We start from the raw sequence: 15,174 nt of genomic DNA, 5'->3' as shown, positions 1-15,174 counted from the left end.
TAGGTATTGACCGATTCATCAGGCGTAAGCTCAATTCGATGTCATGGAACTATTCAACAACCTCCAGCAACCGAGGGCCGCTTTCTTCACCACGGTGCGGCGGTCCATGAGATGCTGCATTGGTCTCCCGATTGCTTCATCTTCGGCATGGATCGGGCATCGTCTGGTTTAGAAGGCCTCCGACTAAGGCGACTGCTGCCGACCGCCGCTTCTGATTAGATGACATGTTTCCGGAAGAGAACATGCCTCGAAATTTGATCGTTTCCCGTTGCCTTTTGGACCTACGCCGATCGAGAAGCTCGACCGTCTCGGTAAGCGCGGGGGTGGAAACATTGAGAACAACGTCAACGAGATGACTGCAAGCTCGGAACTTGCATCTGGCGGAAATAAGCTCCGCAAACTTTATTACCGGAGGCTCGAGGCGGGTCCAGTCAGATTTGCCCAAAGCCGGCGCTTTTAACGCGGCGGCGCAGTCGACGACGTTCCCGCCCATGGGACGAAAACTGGCGGGGCAACTTCGACGTCGAAGATGGCGTGGATTGTTGCACGAAAGCTCGCCTCGGGGCATCCCATGCAGGTCGCCGACTGTCGGACGCAGACCGGCGTTAGAGCAGGCTTTTGTCAGACATGTACTCCGCGGTTGTCGGCATTGAGACTGAATGGCGGGAGCTTGACACTACGCGCTGCTACGAAATGCCTGCTGAGCCCACGAATTCACTTCGGCACGCGATTTGCTCTGGTCACGGTATGTCGCCAATCGCAGCGCGATGGTCTTCGGGCGGCGCGTCGCTGTTCGCGTCCCGTGAGGTCCGATGGTTTGCTGTGGCAACGATAGTGGCTCGGTTGTGCGCCGGGAAAATGTGAGGAGTGTTGGATGCGATCTAGAGTTCTTCGTTTGCGAGCCACACACGTCGCGAGCGGTACAGCCAAAGCGGCGGACCTTGAGCCAGGCGGGAAGCCGGGGTGGGGGACTGGTTTGGAAGTTATGTTTGCGGACGGGTCGGTGGGCGGGTGGGGTCGAACCTGCTGCGCCAATTCCGACGGTCGGCCGACCTATGGCGTTACCGACATGTTCGATTTCAACCGGCTGCAAAACCCGCACCTGCCGCTCGGCCAGGGGCCGCATCTGTGCGTGGGCGCTACGCGCTCGCGCCTGAAATTGGGAAGTGCCTTCCCCCCGCCGTTCGTGCGGCCGGAGGATCTGGCGCTGGCAATCGCCGCGGAGGACGTCGTCTACACGCTGTCTTAACTCATTTGCTGCCCGCAGTCTGCCCGTCATCTTCCGCCCCTTCCGGGCTTAAAGAGTGAAGCGTCACCATGTCCGAACAATCCTTGCCGACGCTGCCGATGTGGCGGGTCGATCACATCGAGCCCTCGCCCGAGATGTTGGCGCTACGCGCCAAGGGTCCGATCCACCGCGTGCGCCTTCCGTCCGGGCACGAATGCTGGTGGGTGACAGGCTATGACGAGGCCAAGGCGGTGCTGTCTGACGCGGCATTCCGGCCCGCGGGAATGCCTCCGGCGGATTTCACCCCAGATTCGGTCATTCTCGGTTCGCCGGGATGGCTGGTCTCGCACGAAGGGGACGAGCATGCTCGGTTACGCACGATCGTGGCGCCGGCCTTCAGCAACAGCAGGGTGAAGCTGCTTACGCAGCAGGTCGAGGCGATCACCGTGCAGTTGTTCGATACGCTGGCGGTTCAGCCCCAGCCCGCAGACTTGCGACGCCATCTCTCCTTTCCGCTTCCGGCCAAGGTAATCAGCGCGCTGATGGGCGTGCCCTTCGAGGAACACGCCTTTTTCGCAGGGCTCTCCGACGAGGTGATGACGCACCAGCATGAAAGCGGCCCGCGCAGCGCGTCCGGCCTGGCCTGGGAAGAGCTCCGCGCCTACATCCACGGCAAAATACGGGGCAAGCGACAGGATCCGGGCGATAACCTGCTGACGGATCTGCTAGCCGCGGTCGACCAGGGCAAAGCGACCGAGGAAGAGGCGATCGGCCTCGCGGCGGGCGTGCTGGTGGCGGGGCACGAGAGCACCGTCGCGCAGATCGAATTCGGCCTGCTGGCCATGTTTCGCCATCCGCAACAGCGCGAACGCCTGGTCCGCGATCCTTCCCTGGTTGACAAGGCGGTGGAAGAAATACTGCGCATGTATTCGCCTGGCGCGGGGTGGGACGGCATCATGCGCTATCCCCGGACCGACGTTACCATCGCGGGCGTGCATATACCCGCGGAGAGCAAAGTACTGGTCGGCCTGCCGGCGACCTCGTTTGATCCGTGCCATTTCAAAGACCCGGAAGTCTTCGACATCGGACGCGACGCAAATCCCCACCTGGCGTTCTCCTACGGGCAGCACAATTGCATCGGGGCGGCGCTGGCGAGGCTGGAACTGAAGGCCATATTCGGTTCGATCTTCCAGCGCTTTCCCGCGTTGCGCCTGGCCGTGGCGCCCGAAGAACTGAAGTTGCGCAAGGAGATCATCACCGGCGGGTTCGAGGAGATGCCGGTGCTCTGGTGCGGACGCCCCCCGGCATCGCAATCTTCTCATTTGGCGGCGCCTGGCGCGCACCGGTCAGATCAGCCACTCGACAGGTAATCAAGATGGACGTGCAAGACACCACGGCAGCATGCCACGACGCCTTCGCCGAGCTGGCGTCGCCAGCATGCATCCAAGACCCGTACCCGTTCATGCGGTGGTTGCGAGAGCACGATCCGGTGCACCGCGCGGCGTCGGGCCTCTTTCTGTTGAGCCGCCACGCCGACATCTACTGGGCGTTCAAGGCTACGGGCGATGCGTTTCGGGGGCCGGCGCCATCCGAACTGGCGCGCTATTTCCCGCGTGCGGCGAGCAGCCTGTCGCTCAATCTGCTGGCGTCTACGCTAGCCATGAAGGAACCACCGACGCATACGCGTCTGCGCCGGCTGATTTCGCGCGATTTCACCGTGGGCCAGATCGACAACCTGCGGCCGAGCATCGCGCGCATCGTCGCAGCTCGCCTGGATGGCATGGCGCCCGCACTGGAGCGAGGAGAGGCGGTGGACCTGCATCGGGAATTCGCACTGGCCTTGCCCATGCTTGTCTTCGCTGAATTGTTCGGCATGCCCCAAGACGACGTTTTCGAGCTCTCAGCGATCGTCAGCGCCATTCTAGAAGGCCTGAGCCCGCACGCCAGCGATCCACAGCTCGCCGCGGCGGACGTGGCCAGCGCCAGGGTGAAGGCCTATTTCGGCGACCTCATACTGCGCAAGCGCGCCGATCCCCGCCGCGACATCGTGTCGACACTGGTCGGCGCACACACCGACGACGCCGATACGCTCTCGGACGCGGAGTTGATCAGCATGCTGTGGGGCATGTTGCTGGGCGGCTTCGCCACCACTGCTGCGACTATCGACCATGCGGTGCTGGCGATGCTGGCCTACCCCGAGGAGCGGCACTGGCTGCAGGGAGACGCCGCAGGGGTGGAGGCATTTGTAGAAGAAGTACTGCGCTGCGAGGCGCCCGCCATGTTCAGCTCCATTCCGCGTATCGCCCAGCGCGACATCGAACTGCATGGCGTGGTGATCCCGAAGGACGCGGACGTGCGCGTGCTGATCGCGGCCGGCAATCGCGACCCGGACGCTTTCGCTGATCCCGACCGCTTCGATCCGGTGCGGTTCTACGGCACCAGGCCTGGCACGTCGAGCGACGGAAAGATTATGCTGAGCTTCGGCCACGGCATCCACTTCTGCCTAGGTGCTCAACTCGCCAGGGTGCAACTGGCCGAGAGCCTGCCGCAGATCCAGGCTCGCTTCCCCACGTTGGCCTTGGCCGAGCAGCCGACCCGGGAGCCCTCAGCGTTCCTTAGGACGTTCCGCGCGCTGCCGGTGCGGCTGCACGCGCAGGCGGCGGCTGAGGTTCGCGTCGTGGTCGACCAGGACCTGTGCGGAACCACTGGTCAGTGCGTGTTGACGCTGCCGGGCACCTTTCGTCAGCGCGAGCCGGACGGCGTGGCGGAAGTGTGCATGGCGACGGTCCCGCAGGCGCTGCACGCCGCCGTGCGCCTAGCAGCCAGCCAGTGCCCGGTCGCGGCCATTCGGGTGATCGAAAGCGAAGCCGGCGATGACCATTGCACCAACCCCGGCCCTACGCCCTCTCCGGCAGACGCTGAGCGACATGCAGCGAAAGACCTACGCAATCCAGGAGAACATGATGGAACGATTTAAAGGCAAGGTGGCCGTGGTGACCGGCGCCGGCGCCGGGATCGGCAAGGCATGCGCCCTCGCCATCGCGCGCGAGGGCGGCAGAGTGGTGGTGGCCGACATTGATGGCCCCGCTGCCATCGCCTGCACCGCACAGATCGCAGCCGAAGCGGGCCAAGCGCTGGCCGTGGCCATGGACATCGCAGATGCGCAGGCGGTGGCAGAGCTGTTCAAAACGGCGAAGCGGCGCTTCGGTGGGGTCGACGTGCTTGTGAACAATGCGAGCGCCATGCATTTGACTCCGCACGACCGCGCGATCCTCGACCTGGACGTGGCGGTCTGGGACCAGACCATGGCGACCAATTTGCGCGGCACGCTCCTTTGCTGCCGGCAGGCCATCCCACAAATGATCGGCCGTGGTGGTGGCGCGATCGTGAACATGTCATCGTGCCAAGGGCTCAGCGGCGACACCGCACTGACGTCATACGCCGCGTCGAAGGCCGCAATGAACATGCTGTCGGCCTCGCTTGCCACCCAATACGGACACGCGAAGATCCGCTGCAACGCGGTTGCGCCAGGTCTTGTCATGACCGAACGTCTCTTCGCCAAGCTGGACGAGTGCATGCAACGGCATCTACACCGGCACCAGCTCCTGCCGCACGTCGGCCGCCCCGAGGACGTAGCCGCGCTGGTCGCGTTCCTGCTCTCGGAGGAGGCTGCGTTCATCACCGGCCAGGTGGTGTGCATCGACGGCGGCATGTTGGCGCATGTTCCAACCTACGCAGACGGTGGCAACAGCGCGGCTCGGCCGGCCGGTGACGCCGCCGAAGCAGCCGCAGCGTCGCATTGGTGATGGACATGCTGCTCAACCCGCTGAACCGCTGGCGCCGGCTACGGGACGACATCCCGGTCATGCCTGGCGCTTTCCCCCTGGTCGGGCATCTTCCCGCCATCGTCTGCGATCTGCCGCGCCTGCTGCGGCGCGCGGAAAGGACCCTAGGCAGCCACTTCTGGCTGGACTTCGGCCCGGCCGGACACCTGATGACATGCCTGGATCCAGATGCGCTCGCATTGCTCCGGCACAAGGAAGTGTCCTCGGCACTGATCGAAGAGATGGCGCCCGACATCCTTGGCGGAACGTTGGTCACTTTGGACGGTAGCGCGCACCGGCAGGCGCGCGATGGGATAAAAGCGGCGTTTCTGCCGAGGGGTCTGACCGAGGCCGGCATTGGCGAGCTGTTCGAACCAATTATTAGGGCTCAGGTCAAGGCGTGGCGCGACCGCGGTGAAGTCGCTATCCTGCCAGACACCCGCAACCTGATGCTCAAACTCACCTTCAGTCTCATGGGCATCCCCGCCCAAGACCTGTCGGAGTGGCATCGCAAGTACCGGCAACTGCTACAATTGATGGTCGCGCCCCCGATCGACCTGCCGGGGATGCCCTTGCGACGCGGCCGCGCCGCCCGCGATTGGATCGACGCGCAGTCGCGCCAGTTCATCCGGGACGCGCGCGCGCGCGCCGCGCGCACCGGGTTGATCAACGACATGGTGAGCGCCTTCGATTGCAGCGATGGCGCGCTCTCCGATGACGTCCTGGTCGCCAATATCCGCTTGCTGCTGCTTGCCGGCCACGAGACCTCCGCCTCGACGATAGCCTGGATGGTGATCGAGCTGGCGCAGCATCCAGAGCTGTGGGACGCCCTGGTCGAAGAGGCGCAACGCGTGGGCGCGGTGCCGACCGGGCACGAGGACCTGGCGCAATGTCCGGTCGCAGAGGCGCTGTTTCGGGAGACGCTACGAATGCATCCGGCTTCCTCGCTCGTACCGCGTCGCGCGATGCAGGAATTACAACTCGGCCAGCGGCGCATTCCTTCGGGCACTCATTTGTGCATCCCACTACTGCATTTCTCGACCTCGCCGCTGCTGCACGAAGCGCCCGATCAGTTCCGTCTGGGGCGGTGGCTGCAACGCACGGAGCCGATCCGGCCGGTGGACATGCTGCAGTTCGGTGCCGGCCCACACGTCTGCATGGGCTATCACCTTGTATGGCTGGAGCTGGTGCAGTTCAGCATCGCCTTGGCATTGACCATGCAGGAGGCCGGGGTGCGGCCGCGATTGATGAGCGGCGTCGAAAAAGGCCGGCGCTATTACCCGACCGCACATCCGTCCATGACAGTCCGCATCGGATTCTCATGAGCTGGGATCCTCTGCCCCGTGTCAAGAGGCAGCGGCGACGACGATGGGCGGCATTGCTGCACTCGGCGCGCGCGCGCGGTGCGACGCCGGCAGCACCGCGGCGGCTCGCCGCTCGCCGCGGCATTCTCTGTCAGGTAGAAGGAGATGAACAACATGCAGAAGGGTTCCACGCTAAACGACGACCGAACTGGCGTTTCCCCGTTCGGCGGATCGGGCGCGCAGGCGTGCGGCGGATTGCCGGTGCGCGCGTCCATAGGCATTGGCGCGCTATGCGCCGTCGCGGAGGATGCCGCGCTTTACTCTGTACCGCGCACTGGATCGCTATCGCGCCTGTTTCGGCCTTGTATTGTAGGTGGTCGAGGATGACACGCCAGCGGATGACGCGACGCTGGGCAAGCCCCCGGCAAGCATGCGGCGGAGAAGAAAGCAACCGGCGTGCCGATCACGAAGCTGCATGCAGCGCCCCAGTCAGTGCCGGGCCTATGGCCAGAGGCCGAGGAAGCCATCACCTCGCTGCGCCCGCGTGCGGAGCGGTTGGCGCAGGCCGTGCAGCGGGCCAAAAGGGTATCTGTTCAAGCACGCGCCGTGCGCATTGGCGCCGGTCCGCACGGAGGCGCCGCCGTACCGCTGCGATCGGCCGGCGGCACCGCTAGATGCTACATTGTGTTCGATTCCACGGCGCAGATCGGAGCGGTTGCCCACCGCGGACCGCCGCCAGCATAGGTGCGCTTCGCCGCGCTTCTCGTCAACTGCCTGCAGAGGGAACATCCCGCATGAGTGCGCTGTCCGAACAGATCCTTTCTGAATTGCGCCACTTGCTGAACGAGACGCGCGATGGCGGCAGCGTGAGTCCGTCCGTTTACGACACGGCGCGCGTTTTGCAGTTCAGCGGCAACGTCACCGGTCGGCAGAACGGATACGCGTGGCTCATGGCGCAGCAACAGGCCGATGGCGGGTGGGGAAGTGCTGACTTCCCACTGTTCCGCCATGTACCCACGTGGGCGGCGTTGCTTGCATTGCGGCGTGCCGATCCTCTTCCCGGCGCTGCGGACGCAGTTCAGGCTGCAACGCGGTTCCTCGAGCGCCAGCCGGATCCCTACGCGGATGCGGTGCCGGAAGACGCGCCGGTAGGCGCGGAGCTGATCCTGCCGCAGATCTCCGGCGAGGCCACATCCTTGGTGGGCGACGTGGTGTTTCCGCGCTACCCGGCGCTGTTGCCGTTGCGGCAAGCGTGCCTGGTTAAGTTGGGGACGGTGGGACCGCTGCCGAGCGGCCATCCGTTGTTGCACTCCTGGGAAGCCTGGGGGACGTCGCCGACCACGGCATGCCTGGACGACGACGGCAGCATCGGCATCAGCCCGGCGGCAACCGCCGCGTGGCGTGCGCACGCCCTCACACAGGCGAGCGCGCCACAGGTCGAGCGTGCCGACAGGTATCTTCAGGCCGCATCGCGCGCGGCGCGCAGCGGCATCGAAGGTGTCGTTCCCAGCGTCTGGCCGATCAACGTGTTCGAGCCATGCTGGTCGCTGTACACTCTGCATCTGGCCGGGTTGTTTTCGCATCCCGCGCTCGCCGAGGCGGTGCGCGTGATCGTCGCGCAGCTCGATGCCTGTCTGGGCGTGCGCGGTCTGGGTCCGGCCTTGCACTTCGCGGCCGATGCGGACGACACTGCTGTTGCGTTGTGCATCCTGCACCTAGCAGGACGCAACCCGGCTGCCAACGCGTTGCGCCACTTCGAAATCGGCGGGCTGTTCGTTACCTTCCCCGGCGAGCGCAATGCCTCGGTGTCGACCAACATCCACGCCCTGCATGCGTTCAGACTGTTGGGAAAGCCCACCGCCGGTACCAGCGCTTACCTTGAGGCCAATCGCAACGCGGACGGTCTATGGGACAATGACAAATGGCATGTTTCGTGGCTGTATCCCACCGCGCATGCAATCGCTGCGCTCGCGCAAGGCGCGCCCCAGTGGCGCGACGAGCGCGCGCTGGCGGCGCTGTTGCAGGCGCAGCGCGACGACGGCGGCTGGGGCGCGGGTCGCGCGTCAACATTTGAGGAAACCGCCTATGCGCTGTTCGCGTTGCACGTGATGGATGGGCGCGAAGAGCCGACAGGGCGCGCCCGCATCGCGCTGGCGGTCGCGCGCGCGCTGGAGTGGATGCTCGCTCGCCATGAGGCGCATGAATTGCCGCAGACGCCGCTGTGGATCGGCAAGGAATTGTATTGCCCGACCCGGGTCGTGCGCGTGATCGAACTCGCCGGCTTGTGGCTGGCTCTTCGTTGGGGGCGGCGCATCCCGACCGAGGGAGCAGGAGGAATGGCGCAATGATCCCGACGGAAAGCGCGCTGCAGCAAGTACTGGAGTGGGGGCGTTCCCTGACCGGATTCGCCGACGAGCATGCCGTAGAAGCAGTTAGGGGCGGACAGTACATCCTGCAGTGTATCCAACCGAGCTTGCACGATATCAGCGCCCGCACCGGCCGAGATCCGCAGGACGAAAAGCTGATCGTGGCGTTTTATCGCGAGTTGGCGCTACTGTTTTGGCTCGACGATTGCAACGACCTTGGCCTGATCGCGCCGGAGCAGCTGGCCGCGGTGGAGCAGGCGCTGGGGCAGGGCGTGCCATGCGCGGTCCCCGGTTTCGAGGGCTGCGCTGTGCTGCGCGCTTCCCTGGCCGCGCTCGCCTACGATAGGCGCGACTATACTGAGCTTCTAAACGATACCCGGTGCTACTGCGCGGCGCTGCGCGCCGGACCCGCGCAGGCGGCGGGGGCTGAACGCTGGTCGTACGCCGAATACTTGCACAATTCCATCGATTCGATCGCCTACGCGAACGTGTTCTGTTGCCTGTCGTTGCTATGGGGGCTGGACATGGCGACCCTGCGCGCGCGTCCGGCGTTTCGCCAGGTGCTGCGGCTCATCTCCACGATAGGGCGCCTGCAGAACGATCTGCATGGATGCGCCAAGGATAGGGCGGCGGGAGAAGCCGACAACGCTGCCATCCTGCTCCTGCAGCGTTATCCGGCTATGCCTGTGGAGGATTTCCTCAACGACGAGCTGGTCGGCCATGCGCGCATGCTGCACCGAGTGATGGTGAAAGAACGCTTTCCTGCACCATGGGGACCGTTAATCGAGGCCATGGCGGTCATTCGCGCGAAGTACTACCAGACCTCGATCAGCCGCTACGGCAACGATGCGGCGGGGGGAGGCCAGCGTGCGCCGGCGTGAACGCGCGGGAGGCGGCGGCGTGCGCGCGGCGCCCTCGGTCCGATCCGACGCAACGCCAACGCCCAATACGGCGGATCGAGCGAGCGGGTGCGACGACGCCCTGACCCGGCGCAAGGACGACCATCTGGACCTCGTGCTGGATCGGCGAACGGCGCCAGCCACGGTCGCTGCCGGCTGGGAGCAAATCCGGTTCGAACACTGCGCACTGCCCGAGCTGGACCTGACGCAGATCGAACTGCGCACATCGCTGTTAGGCAAGCCCATACGTGCGCCGCTGCTGATCAGTTCCATGACCGGCGGAATGCCACGCGCAAAGGCCATCAATCGGCACCTGAGCGAGGCGGCGCAAGCCTTGGGGATCGCCATGTGCGTCGGTTCGCAGCGCGTGAGCCTCCAATCGCGCAATTCCCAGGGGCTGACGCGCGCCCTACGCCGCCTGGCGCCTGACATTCCCTTGCTGGCCAATATCGGCGCTGCGCAACTGCGCGAGGCCGACGGCCTTGATCTGGCGCGCCGGGCTGTCGATGCGCTGGAGGCTGATGGGCTGATCGTCCATCTCAATCCGCTGCAGGAAGTGCTACAGCCGGATGGCGACCGCGACTGGCACGGCGTACTGGCGCAGGTGGCTCGCGCCGCGCGTAGCGTGGGCGTGCCGATCGTGGCCAAAGAAGTCGGGTGGGGCCTGTCCGCCTCGGTGGCCTGCGCGCTCGTCGAGGCGGGTGTTGAGGTGATTGATGTCGCCGGAGCCGGCGGCACCAGTTGGGCCGCGGTGGAGGGCGAGCGCGCCCGCGATGCCGCCGGCCGTGCAGTGGCGATGGCGTTTGCCGATTGGGGGATCCCGACACCGGCCAGCTTGCAGGCGGTCCGTCGGGCACTGCCAACGGTGAAGCTTATCGCGTCCGGCGGGATCCGCGACGGCGTCGACGTGGCCAAGGCCATTCGCCTGGGTGCGGACATTGCCGGGCAGGCAGCCGGCGTGCTGCCGGCGGCTACGGTATCGACCGAAGCGGTCGTTGCGCATTTCGAGGTCGTCATCCGCCAGTTGGCCGTCGCCTGCTTTTGCACCGGCTCACCTGATCTGGCGACGTTGCGCCAGGCGCGCTTGTTGCCCTCCGCGCACTTGTTGCCCTCCGCGCATCCGCCAGTCGGATGATGCCGGCGTCGCCCGCTCTGTCGGCCGGCCCTCCAAGCTGGTTGCAAAAACCGTTAACGCTAGAGCGTATCTGGATTTAGTTGAATCGGAAGGGATTCCGTTTTTGGCTGTTTTGTGATTCAAGATGCTGGCTGGAGTGGAGGCCAGCATCGGATGACTCGACCTCTTTCAAATGATCTTCGCAAGCGTGTTGTTGATGCAATCGAAGCCGGCGAGAGCTGCCGGTCGGTGGCGGTGCGGTTCGGTATTGCCGTGTCTTCAGCGGTGAAGTGGTCTCAGCGCTACCGTTCGAGCGGATCTGTCGCGCCTGGGAAGATGGGCGGCCACCGCAAGCGGGTTCTTGAGCCGTACCGGGCGTTTATCGCCGAGCGGATCAACCAGACGCCGCATGTGTCACTGAACAGGTTGAAGGAAGAACTGGCCGCGCGAGGGGTGAAGGTATCCCACGACACCGTATGGCAGTTTCTGCGGCGCGAGGGACTACGGTTCAAAAAAAACACTGTTCGCCCTTGAGCAGGCGCGCGCTGACGTCGCGCGACGGCGACAGCGCTGGCAATCCTGGCAGGCTGGCCTCGATCCAAGCCGGCTGGTCTTCATCGATGAAACCTGGATCAAGACCAACATGGCGCCGCTTCGAGGCTGGGGGCCGAAGGGCAAACGGCTGCGCAGCTTCGCCCCGCACGGACATTGGCGCACCCTGACTTTCCTCGGCGCGTTGCGCTGCGATCGGCTCACCGCACCCTGTGTCTTCGATGGACCGATCAACGGTGAGTGCTTTCGCGCTTATGTCGAACAGCAACTCGTACCGGTGCTCAAACCCGGCGATATCGTCGTGATGGATAATCTCGGCTCCCACAAGTCGGTCGCCATCCGTCAGATGATCCGCAACGCTGGTGCTCGGCTCTGGTACCTGCCGCCATACTCCCCCGACCTTAACCCGATCGAACAGGCTTTCGCCAAAATCAAGCACTGGATGCGCCTGGCTCAGAAGCGAACCATCGATGACACCTGGCGCCACATCGGACACCTCGTCACAACCATCGAGCCCAGAGAATGCAGCAACTACTTCGCCAATGCCGGATATGCTTCCGTGAAAACCTGAAACGCTCTAAAGCTAGACCTCTAATCCACCTTGGCCCAGCGGTTCGATGCAGGGAACGAAATGTTCATGAAGCAGCTGTTGACGATGAAGCGGTAATGATGCCGCCGGCTAGGTTATGCGTACCGTAACTCGGGCTTACAAAGGCGCGCAATCCAGCGCCGTTTGTTGAATCAGACCGGCTTTTCCCGGTCCAGCCACGCCTTTGCAAAGTGCATGATTAAGCCAGTCAACGAAGGACCGTTTTTGAGGGCTGGCAGGAATGGTGTCACCTATCTGTTCGAGATACGCATAAAATCTGGCGGCTGCGCTGTCCAATCCTTGGCCGCGAACGATACTGGGTCGATTCAGCTGCGTGTCCACGGCAGGCAATTTGCCAAGCACTTCTGCGCGGCCGACTGTATCTGCGATGTCGTCGGCGATCTGATACGCGTGCCCGAGCAATTCCCCCACCTTAGACCATGGGGCCGGATCTGCACCACTTGCCAGGGCACCGCAAGTGGCCGCCGCGACAAAGAGGGAGCCGGTCTTGTAATGGTGATAGCGGTCGATTGGGACGTGCGTCATTGCCTCCATCGACTGTCCGGCGATCAGTCCGTGACTGGGGCCGACCGCCTCCGCAACCACCTCGATCATGCGCGCGCCCAACTCAGGTGTTAGCGCAGCCTGCAAGCTGAGGTATTTGAAAGCCATCACAATCAAGGCATCGCCGGTCAAAACGGCGATAGGCTCTCCGAAAAGCCGGTGCACCGTTGGTCTGCCGCGGCGTAGCGCCGCGTTATCGAAGCAAGGCAAGTCGTCATGCACCAACGAGGCACAGTGCAGCAATTCAATTGCTGCCGCGGCTCTTGTCGCCAGCTCAGGATCTTTTTCGCCGCACACATAGGAGACTTTCAAGCAGAGCTTGGGGCGCATCCGGGAGCCCCCTGGAAACACTGCCGCGTCCAGCGCTCCACGCAGGTGAGCCGGCGCAGCCGGACTTAGAGCAGTATCCATGGCAGCTCGCAGCGCTTGCTCGATGAGCTTGTCGCTATCGCCAACCACGTCGGCTTGGTGATTCGAAATCATATCGCATCTCCACTTTTGAGACGAAAACGAAAACGGGCCTAGTCCAACCGGTGCCAAACAAAAGGCCGATTTCGCTGTGTCTCTTCAGGTTCTAAGGCACCGTTAAGTTTAGCGGATTGCGGCGGCCAACATGCGGCACCGGCGTGACCAATGAAACCGTGTGCCAGTGGGAGCCTTAACTCGGCAAGGCGATCTCCCACTGGAATCCCTTGAAGCAGTCTCATTCGTGGCGACCTGACATCTGAACGTCGGTTACTTCGATCGCGCGCGAAGAACATTGGCTCCGGCGGCGCTGTCGGCCAGAATGGCATCGCTCTCAACGTCTTGGTCCAAAGCTGAAGAGGCTCCCGCGCTGAGCAGTGGCTGGTGACAAAGCTCTTTGGATCGGCTGCACGCCGCCGCGCGTGATGATCGCTGACGAGCTCCGTTCGTACGGTACGACATGGGCGAAGATGGGCCTTACATCTAAAGGTGTTGGTCATCGTCGATAGTAGCCACTGGAGCTTGGACCGGAACCATTGCTGGCAGAGATCTGGGCTCCTACAAGCAATTGGTGTGCCACCAGATCATTGTTAGTGAATGTTTCAATGGCGACAGAAGGCGTCTTCCGGTGCTCACCGTGTGTCGGGAGTCGCGGATTGTGCCACTCCGCCTAGTATTTGAACAGCGTCAACCTTGCGAGCGATCCGTCCGAAGGCCAACCCAGCATTGGAGTGATTTGGGTTGAGGTCACAATGCACGTCGGCGCTTGCATCATGCCAGCCTGTCAATGTGCGCGATCGCACACGACTGTCAGCTTTGCGTCAATTACGATCGAACCGATGCTTTTGACGTTTCACGAGGTTACGCTGCCGATAGACCCAGCGTGAGAAGACGACTGAGCCTTCCAGTTGTTCTTCGGCGCGATGTTGCCGAAGCCTTACACTCGACCGGCTTGGCGAGGATTTCAGCGCTGCCGTAGCCCTTGTCGGCCGGCAGGAAACCGCTTCGAAAAGTCGGTCCCCTACCGCCTTTTGCTAGCGGACTAAAAGGGCGGAGCAGGTGGATCTATACAGCGCTTTCTTTCAAAGCCCTGGTTGCGCCTTGTGTTCGTCAGCGATCAGGAGCGCCTTCGGCTCCACATGCTTGGCGACGGCCGCCCATGCATCCTTGCCGTTCTCGTCCAGGATCACCCGCGTCACCGTTCTGTTCGGTGCATGGCGGTTGGCCTCCCTCAGCGCCAGAACTCACATACGCTTGCCGTTCTGATTTTCCTTCTTGCGCCCGTCCTTGCGCTCTTCCTTCTTGTCACCTTGCGGAGGACGCCGCCCACATACTTGCCGTCGATCTGCACCGTACCGTGCAGCTTGATCGCATCACGGCGAAGGTCGGCTGCCTCCCGGAGCTTCTGCAGCAGGAAGTAGGCGGTCTTGTACGTACCCATCCGGCGAAGGCCGTCTGTCCTGACTTGCTGATTGGCTTTAAGTCCATGCCTTATGTCATGCGCTACAATCATTTCCCCCATTGAGGTCTTGTCCGTCGACGATCTTGGTCGCCGACGGGATTGGTCGGACGAAGAGAAGGTTCGGATCGTCGAGGAAAGTCTACAAGGCTTTCGGAAAGGCTCGGTGACGGCGCGGCGATATGGATTGTCACGGTCATTGTTGACCCGTTGGCGTCGGGAATACCGTAGTGGTCTTCTGAGCAGTTCCGCTACAACGGGCTTCGTGCCACTTACGATTTCGCCACCGGCGGCGGCATCTTGCGAGGTAGCCTCACGGCCGCGATTTGAAGACGACATGACGATCGAGATCGGCCTGCCGAATGGCCGACGGCTGACGATCCCAGCCTCGCTTGATCCGACCATTCTTGCCCGCCTGTTGCCCGTCGTGGATGGGTCATGATCGCGTTTCCCGCGGGGGTAAAGGTGTGGATCGCGGGCGGGGTGACGGACATGCGTTGCGGCATGAACAGCCTGGCGCTGAAGGTTCAGCAAGGTCTTGGCCGCGATCCTCATGGCGGCGAAGTCTTCTGCTTCCGGGGTCGCAAGGGTGACCTGATCAAGGTCCTCTGGCATGACGGCGTCGGCATGTCGCTTTACCTGAAGCGGCTGGAAGCTGGAAAGTTCATCTGGCCGGTCAGCCAGAATGGCTCCGCCGTGCCTGTATCGTCGGCGCAGCTCGGCTATCTCCTGGAAGGGATCGACTGGCGCAACCCGCGCTGGACGCAGCGGCCTTCGAAGGCAGGCTGACCGCCTGCATTCCTCTGTTTT

General features: G+C 63.4%; 14 protein-coding genes and 1 pseudogene. 11 read left to right on the top strand and 4 right to left on the bottom strand.

What is annotated here, in order from left to right; all coding sequences use genetic code 11:
• The first annotated feature begins 985 nt into the window (after positions 1-985).
• From N2597_RS32240 to N2597_RS32200, 9 genes are all read left to right on the top strand, one after another.
• Positions 986-1,249: a cytochrome gene (locus tag N2597_RS32240; RefSeq protein WP_183736574.1), complete on the top strand. Its 264-nt coding sequence runs from the start codon at positions 986-988 to the stop codon at positions 1,247-1,249.
• Positions 1,250-1,317: 68 nt separating this feature from the next.
• Positions 1,318-2,598, top strand: coding sequence for a cytochrome P450 (locus tag N2597_RS32235; protein ID WP_049730597.1), 1,281 nt, complete (start codon positions 1,318-1,320; stop codon positions 2,596-2,598).
• Positions 2,599-2,603: 5 nt separating this feature from the next.
• Entirely contained in the window at positions 2,604-4,205 is a 1,602-nt protein-coding gene (locus N2597_RS32230) for a cytochrome P450 (RefSeq protein ID WP_037145546.1), read from the top strand.
• On the top strand, positions 4,192-5,034 hold the full coding sequence (locus N2597_RS32225) for an SDR family oxidoreductase (RefSeq protein ID WP_008536513.1): 843 nt from the start codon (positions 4,192-4,194) through the stop codon (positions 5,032-5,034). The genes N2597_RS32230 and N2597_RS32225 overlap by 14 nt, the downstream gene beginning before the upstream one ends.
• The gene (locus N2597_RS32220) at positions 5,034-6,377 is read left to right on the top strand and encodes a cytochrome P450 (RefSeq protein WP_011053442.1); all 1,344 of its coding nucleotides are present in this window, start codon (positions 5,034-5,036) and stop codon (positions 6,375-6,377) included. Before N2597_RS32225 ends, N2597_RS32220 begins: the two co-directional genes overlap by 1 nt.
• Before the next feature lie 773 nt (positions 6,378-7,150).
• Positions 7,151-8,704, top strand: coding sequence for a hypothetical protein (locus N2597_RS32215; protein WP_012489559.1), 1,554 nt, complete (start codon positions 7,151-7,153; stop codon positions 8,702-8,704).
• Positions 8,701-9,603: a terpene synthase family protein gene (locus N2597_RS32210; RefSeq protein WP_008536520.1), complete on the top strand. Its 903-nt coding sequence runs from the start codon at positions 8,701-8,703 to the stop codon at positions 9,601-9,603. The genes N2597_RS32215 and N2597_RS32210 overlap by 4 nt, the downstream gene beginning before the upstream one ends.
• Positions 9,590-10,756: a type 2 isopentenyl-diphosphate Delta-isomerase gene (gene fni, locus N2597_RS32205; protein ID WP_016737499.1), complete on the top strand. Its 1,167-nt coding sequence runs from the start codon at positions 9,590-9,592 to the stop codon at positions 10,754-10,756. The genes N2597_RS32210 and fni overlap by 14 nt, the downstream gene beginning before the upstream one ends.
• A gap of 153 nt (positions 10,757-10,909) precedes the next feature.
• A protein-coding gene (locus tag N2597_RS32200; protein WP_183740986.1) for an IS630 family transposase occupies positions 10,910-11,858 on the top strand; the annotation gives its coding sequence in 2 pieces (ribosomal slippage) (positions 10,910-11,245 and positions 11,247-11,858; 948 coding nt in all).
• A gap of 135 nt (positions 11,859-11,993) precedes the next feature.
• Here N2597_RS32200 and N2597_RS32195 read toward each other — a convergent pair.
• The 4 genes and pseudogenes from N2597_RS32195 to N2597_RS32180 form a co-directional block, all read right to left on the bottom strand.
• A complete protein-coding gene (locus N2597_RS32195; protein ID WP_008536525.1) occupies positions 11,994-12,923 on the bottom strand; it encodes a polyprenyl synthetase family protein in 930 nt (309 codons plus the stop codon).
• An 830-nt stretch (positions 12,924-13,753) separates the two neighbouring features.
• Positions 13,754-13,901: pseudogene (locus tag N2597_RS33795) on the bottom strand (IS5/IS1182 family transposase); the annotation flags it as partial.
• Between the two features lie 86 nt (positions 13,902-13,987).
• The gene (locus tag N2597_RS32185) at positions 13,988-14,104 is read right to left on the bottom strand and encodes a transposase (protein ID WP_008536526.1); all 117 of its coding nucleotides are present in this window, start codon (positions 14,102-14,104) and stop codon (positions 13,988-13,990) included.
• 32 nt (positions 14,105-14,136) lie between these two features.
• On the bottom strand, positions 14,137-14,427 hold the full coding sequence (locus N2597_RS32180; protein WP_008536527.1) for a hypothetical protein: 291 nt from the start codon (positions 14,425-14,427) through the stop codon (positions 14,137-14,139).
• Here N2597_RS32180 and tnpA point away from each other — a divergent pair.
• Both tnpA and tnpB read left to right on the top strand, forming a co-directional pair.
• The gene (tnpA, locus tag N2597_RS33790; protein WP_011053439.1) at positions 14,399-14,806 is read left to right on the top strand and encodes an IS66-like element accessory protein TnpA; all 408 of its coding nucleotides are present in this window, start codon (positions 14,399-14,401) and stop codon (positions 14,804-14,806) included. The two genes, N2597_RS32180 and tnpA, sit on opposite strands and share 29 nt — an antisense overlap.
• On the top strand, positions 14,803-15,153 hold the full coding sequence (tnpB, locus tag N2597_RS32170; RefSeq protein ID WP_016737501.1) for an IS66 family insertion sequence element accessory protein TnpB: 351 nt from the start codon (positions 14,803-14,805) through the stop codon (positions 15,151-15,153). The genes tnpA and tnpB overlap by 4 nt, the downstream gene beginning before the upstream one ends.
• Positions 15,154-15,174 lie beyond the last annotated feature (21 nt).

Source organism: Rhizobium sophoriradicis (assembly GCF_025200795.1).
In the GTDB taxonomy this organism is placed as follows: domain Bacteria; phylum Pseudomonadota; class Alphaproteobacteria; order Rhizobiales; family Rhizobiaceae; genus Rhizobium; species Rhizobium sophoriradicis.
The sequence above is the reverse complement of the archived record's forward strand: the minus strand, read 5'-3'. Positions and strand labels throughout refer to the sequence as shown.

What these genes read in the sequence shown, in the direction of transcription:
- N2597_RS32240 (WP_183736574.1), top strand. Translation starts at nt 986, where the DNA reads ATGTTTGCGGACGGGTCGGTGGGCGGGTGGGGTCGAACCTGCTGCGCC.
- N2597_RS32235 (WP_049730597.1), top strand. Translation starts at nt 1,318, where the DNA reads ATGTCCGAACAATCCTTGCCGACGCTGCCGATGTGGCGGGTCGATCAC.
- N2597_RS32230 (WP_037145546.1), top strand. Translation starts at nt 2,604, where the DNA reads ATGGACGTGCAAGACACCACGGCAGCATGCCACGACGCCTTCGCCGAG.
- N2597_RS32225 (WP_008536513.1), top strand. Translation starts at nt 4,192, where the DNA reads ATGGAACGATTTAAAGGCAAGGTGGCCGTGGTGACCGGCGCCGGCGCC.
- N2597_RS32220 (WP_011053442.1), top strand. Translation starts at nt 5,034, where the DNA reads ATGGACATGCTGCTCAACCCGCTGAACCGCTGGCGCCGGCTACGGGAC.
- N2597_RS32215 (WP_012489559.1), top strand. Translation starts at nt 7,151, where the DNA reads ATGAGTGCGCTGTCCGAACAGATCCTTTCTGAATTGCGCCACTTGCTG.
- N2597_RS32210 (WP_008536520.1), top strand. Translation starts at nt 8,701, where the DNA reads ATGATCCCGACGGAAAGCGCGCTGCAGCAAGTACTGGAGTGGGGGCGT.
- N2597_RS32195 (WP_008536525.1), bottom strand. Translation starts at nt 12,923, where the DNA reads ATGATTTCGAATCACCAAGCCGACGTGGTTGGCGATAGCGACAAGCTC.
- tnpA (WP_011053439.1), top strand. Translation starts at nt 14,399, where the DNA reads ATGTCATGCGCTACAATCATTTCCCCCATTGAGGTCTTGTCCGTCGAC.
- N2597_RS32180 (WP_008536527.1), bottom strand. Translation starts at nt 14,427, where the DNA reads ATGGGGGAAATGATTGTAGCGCATGACATAAGGCATGGACTTAAAGCC.
- tnpB (WP_016737501.1), top strand. Translation starts at nt 14,803, where the DNA reads ATGATCGCGTTTCCCGCGGGGGTAAAGGTGTGGATCGCGGGCGGGGTG.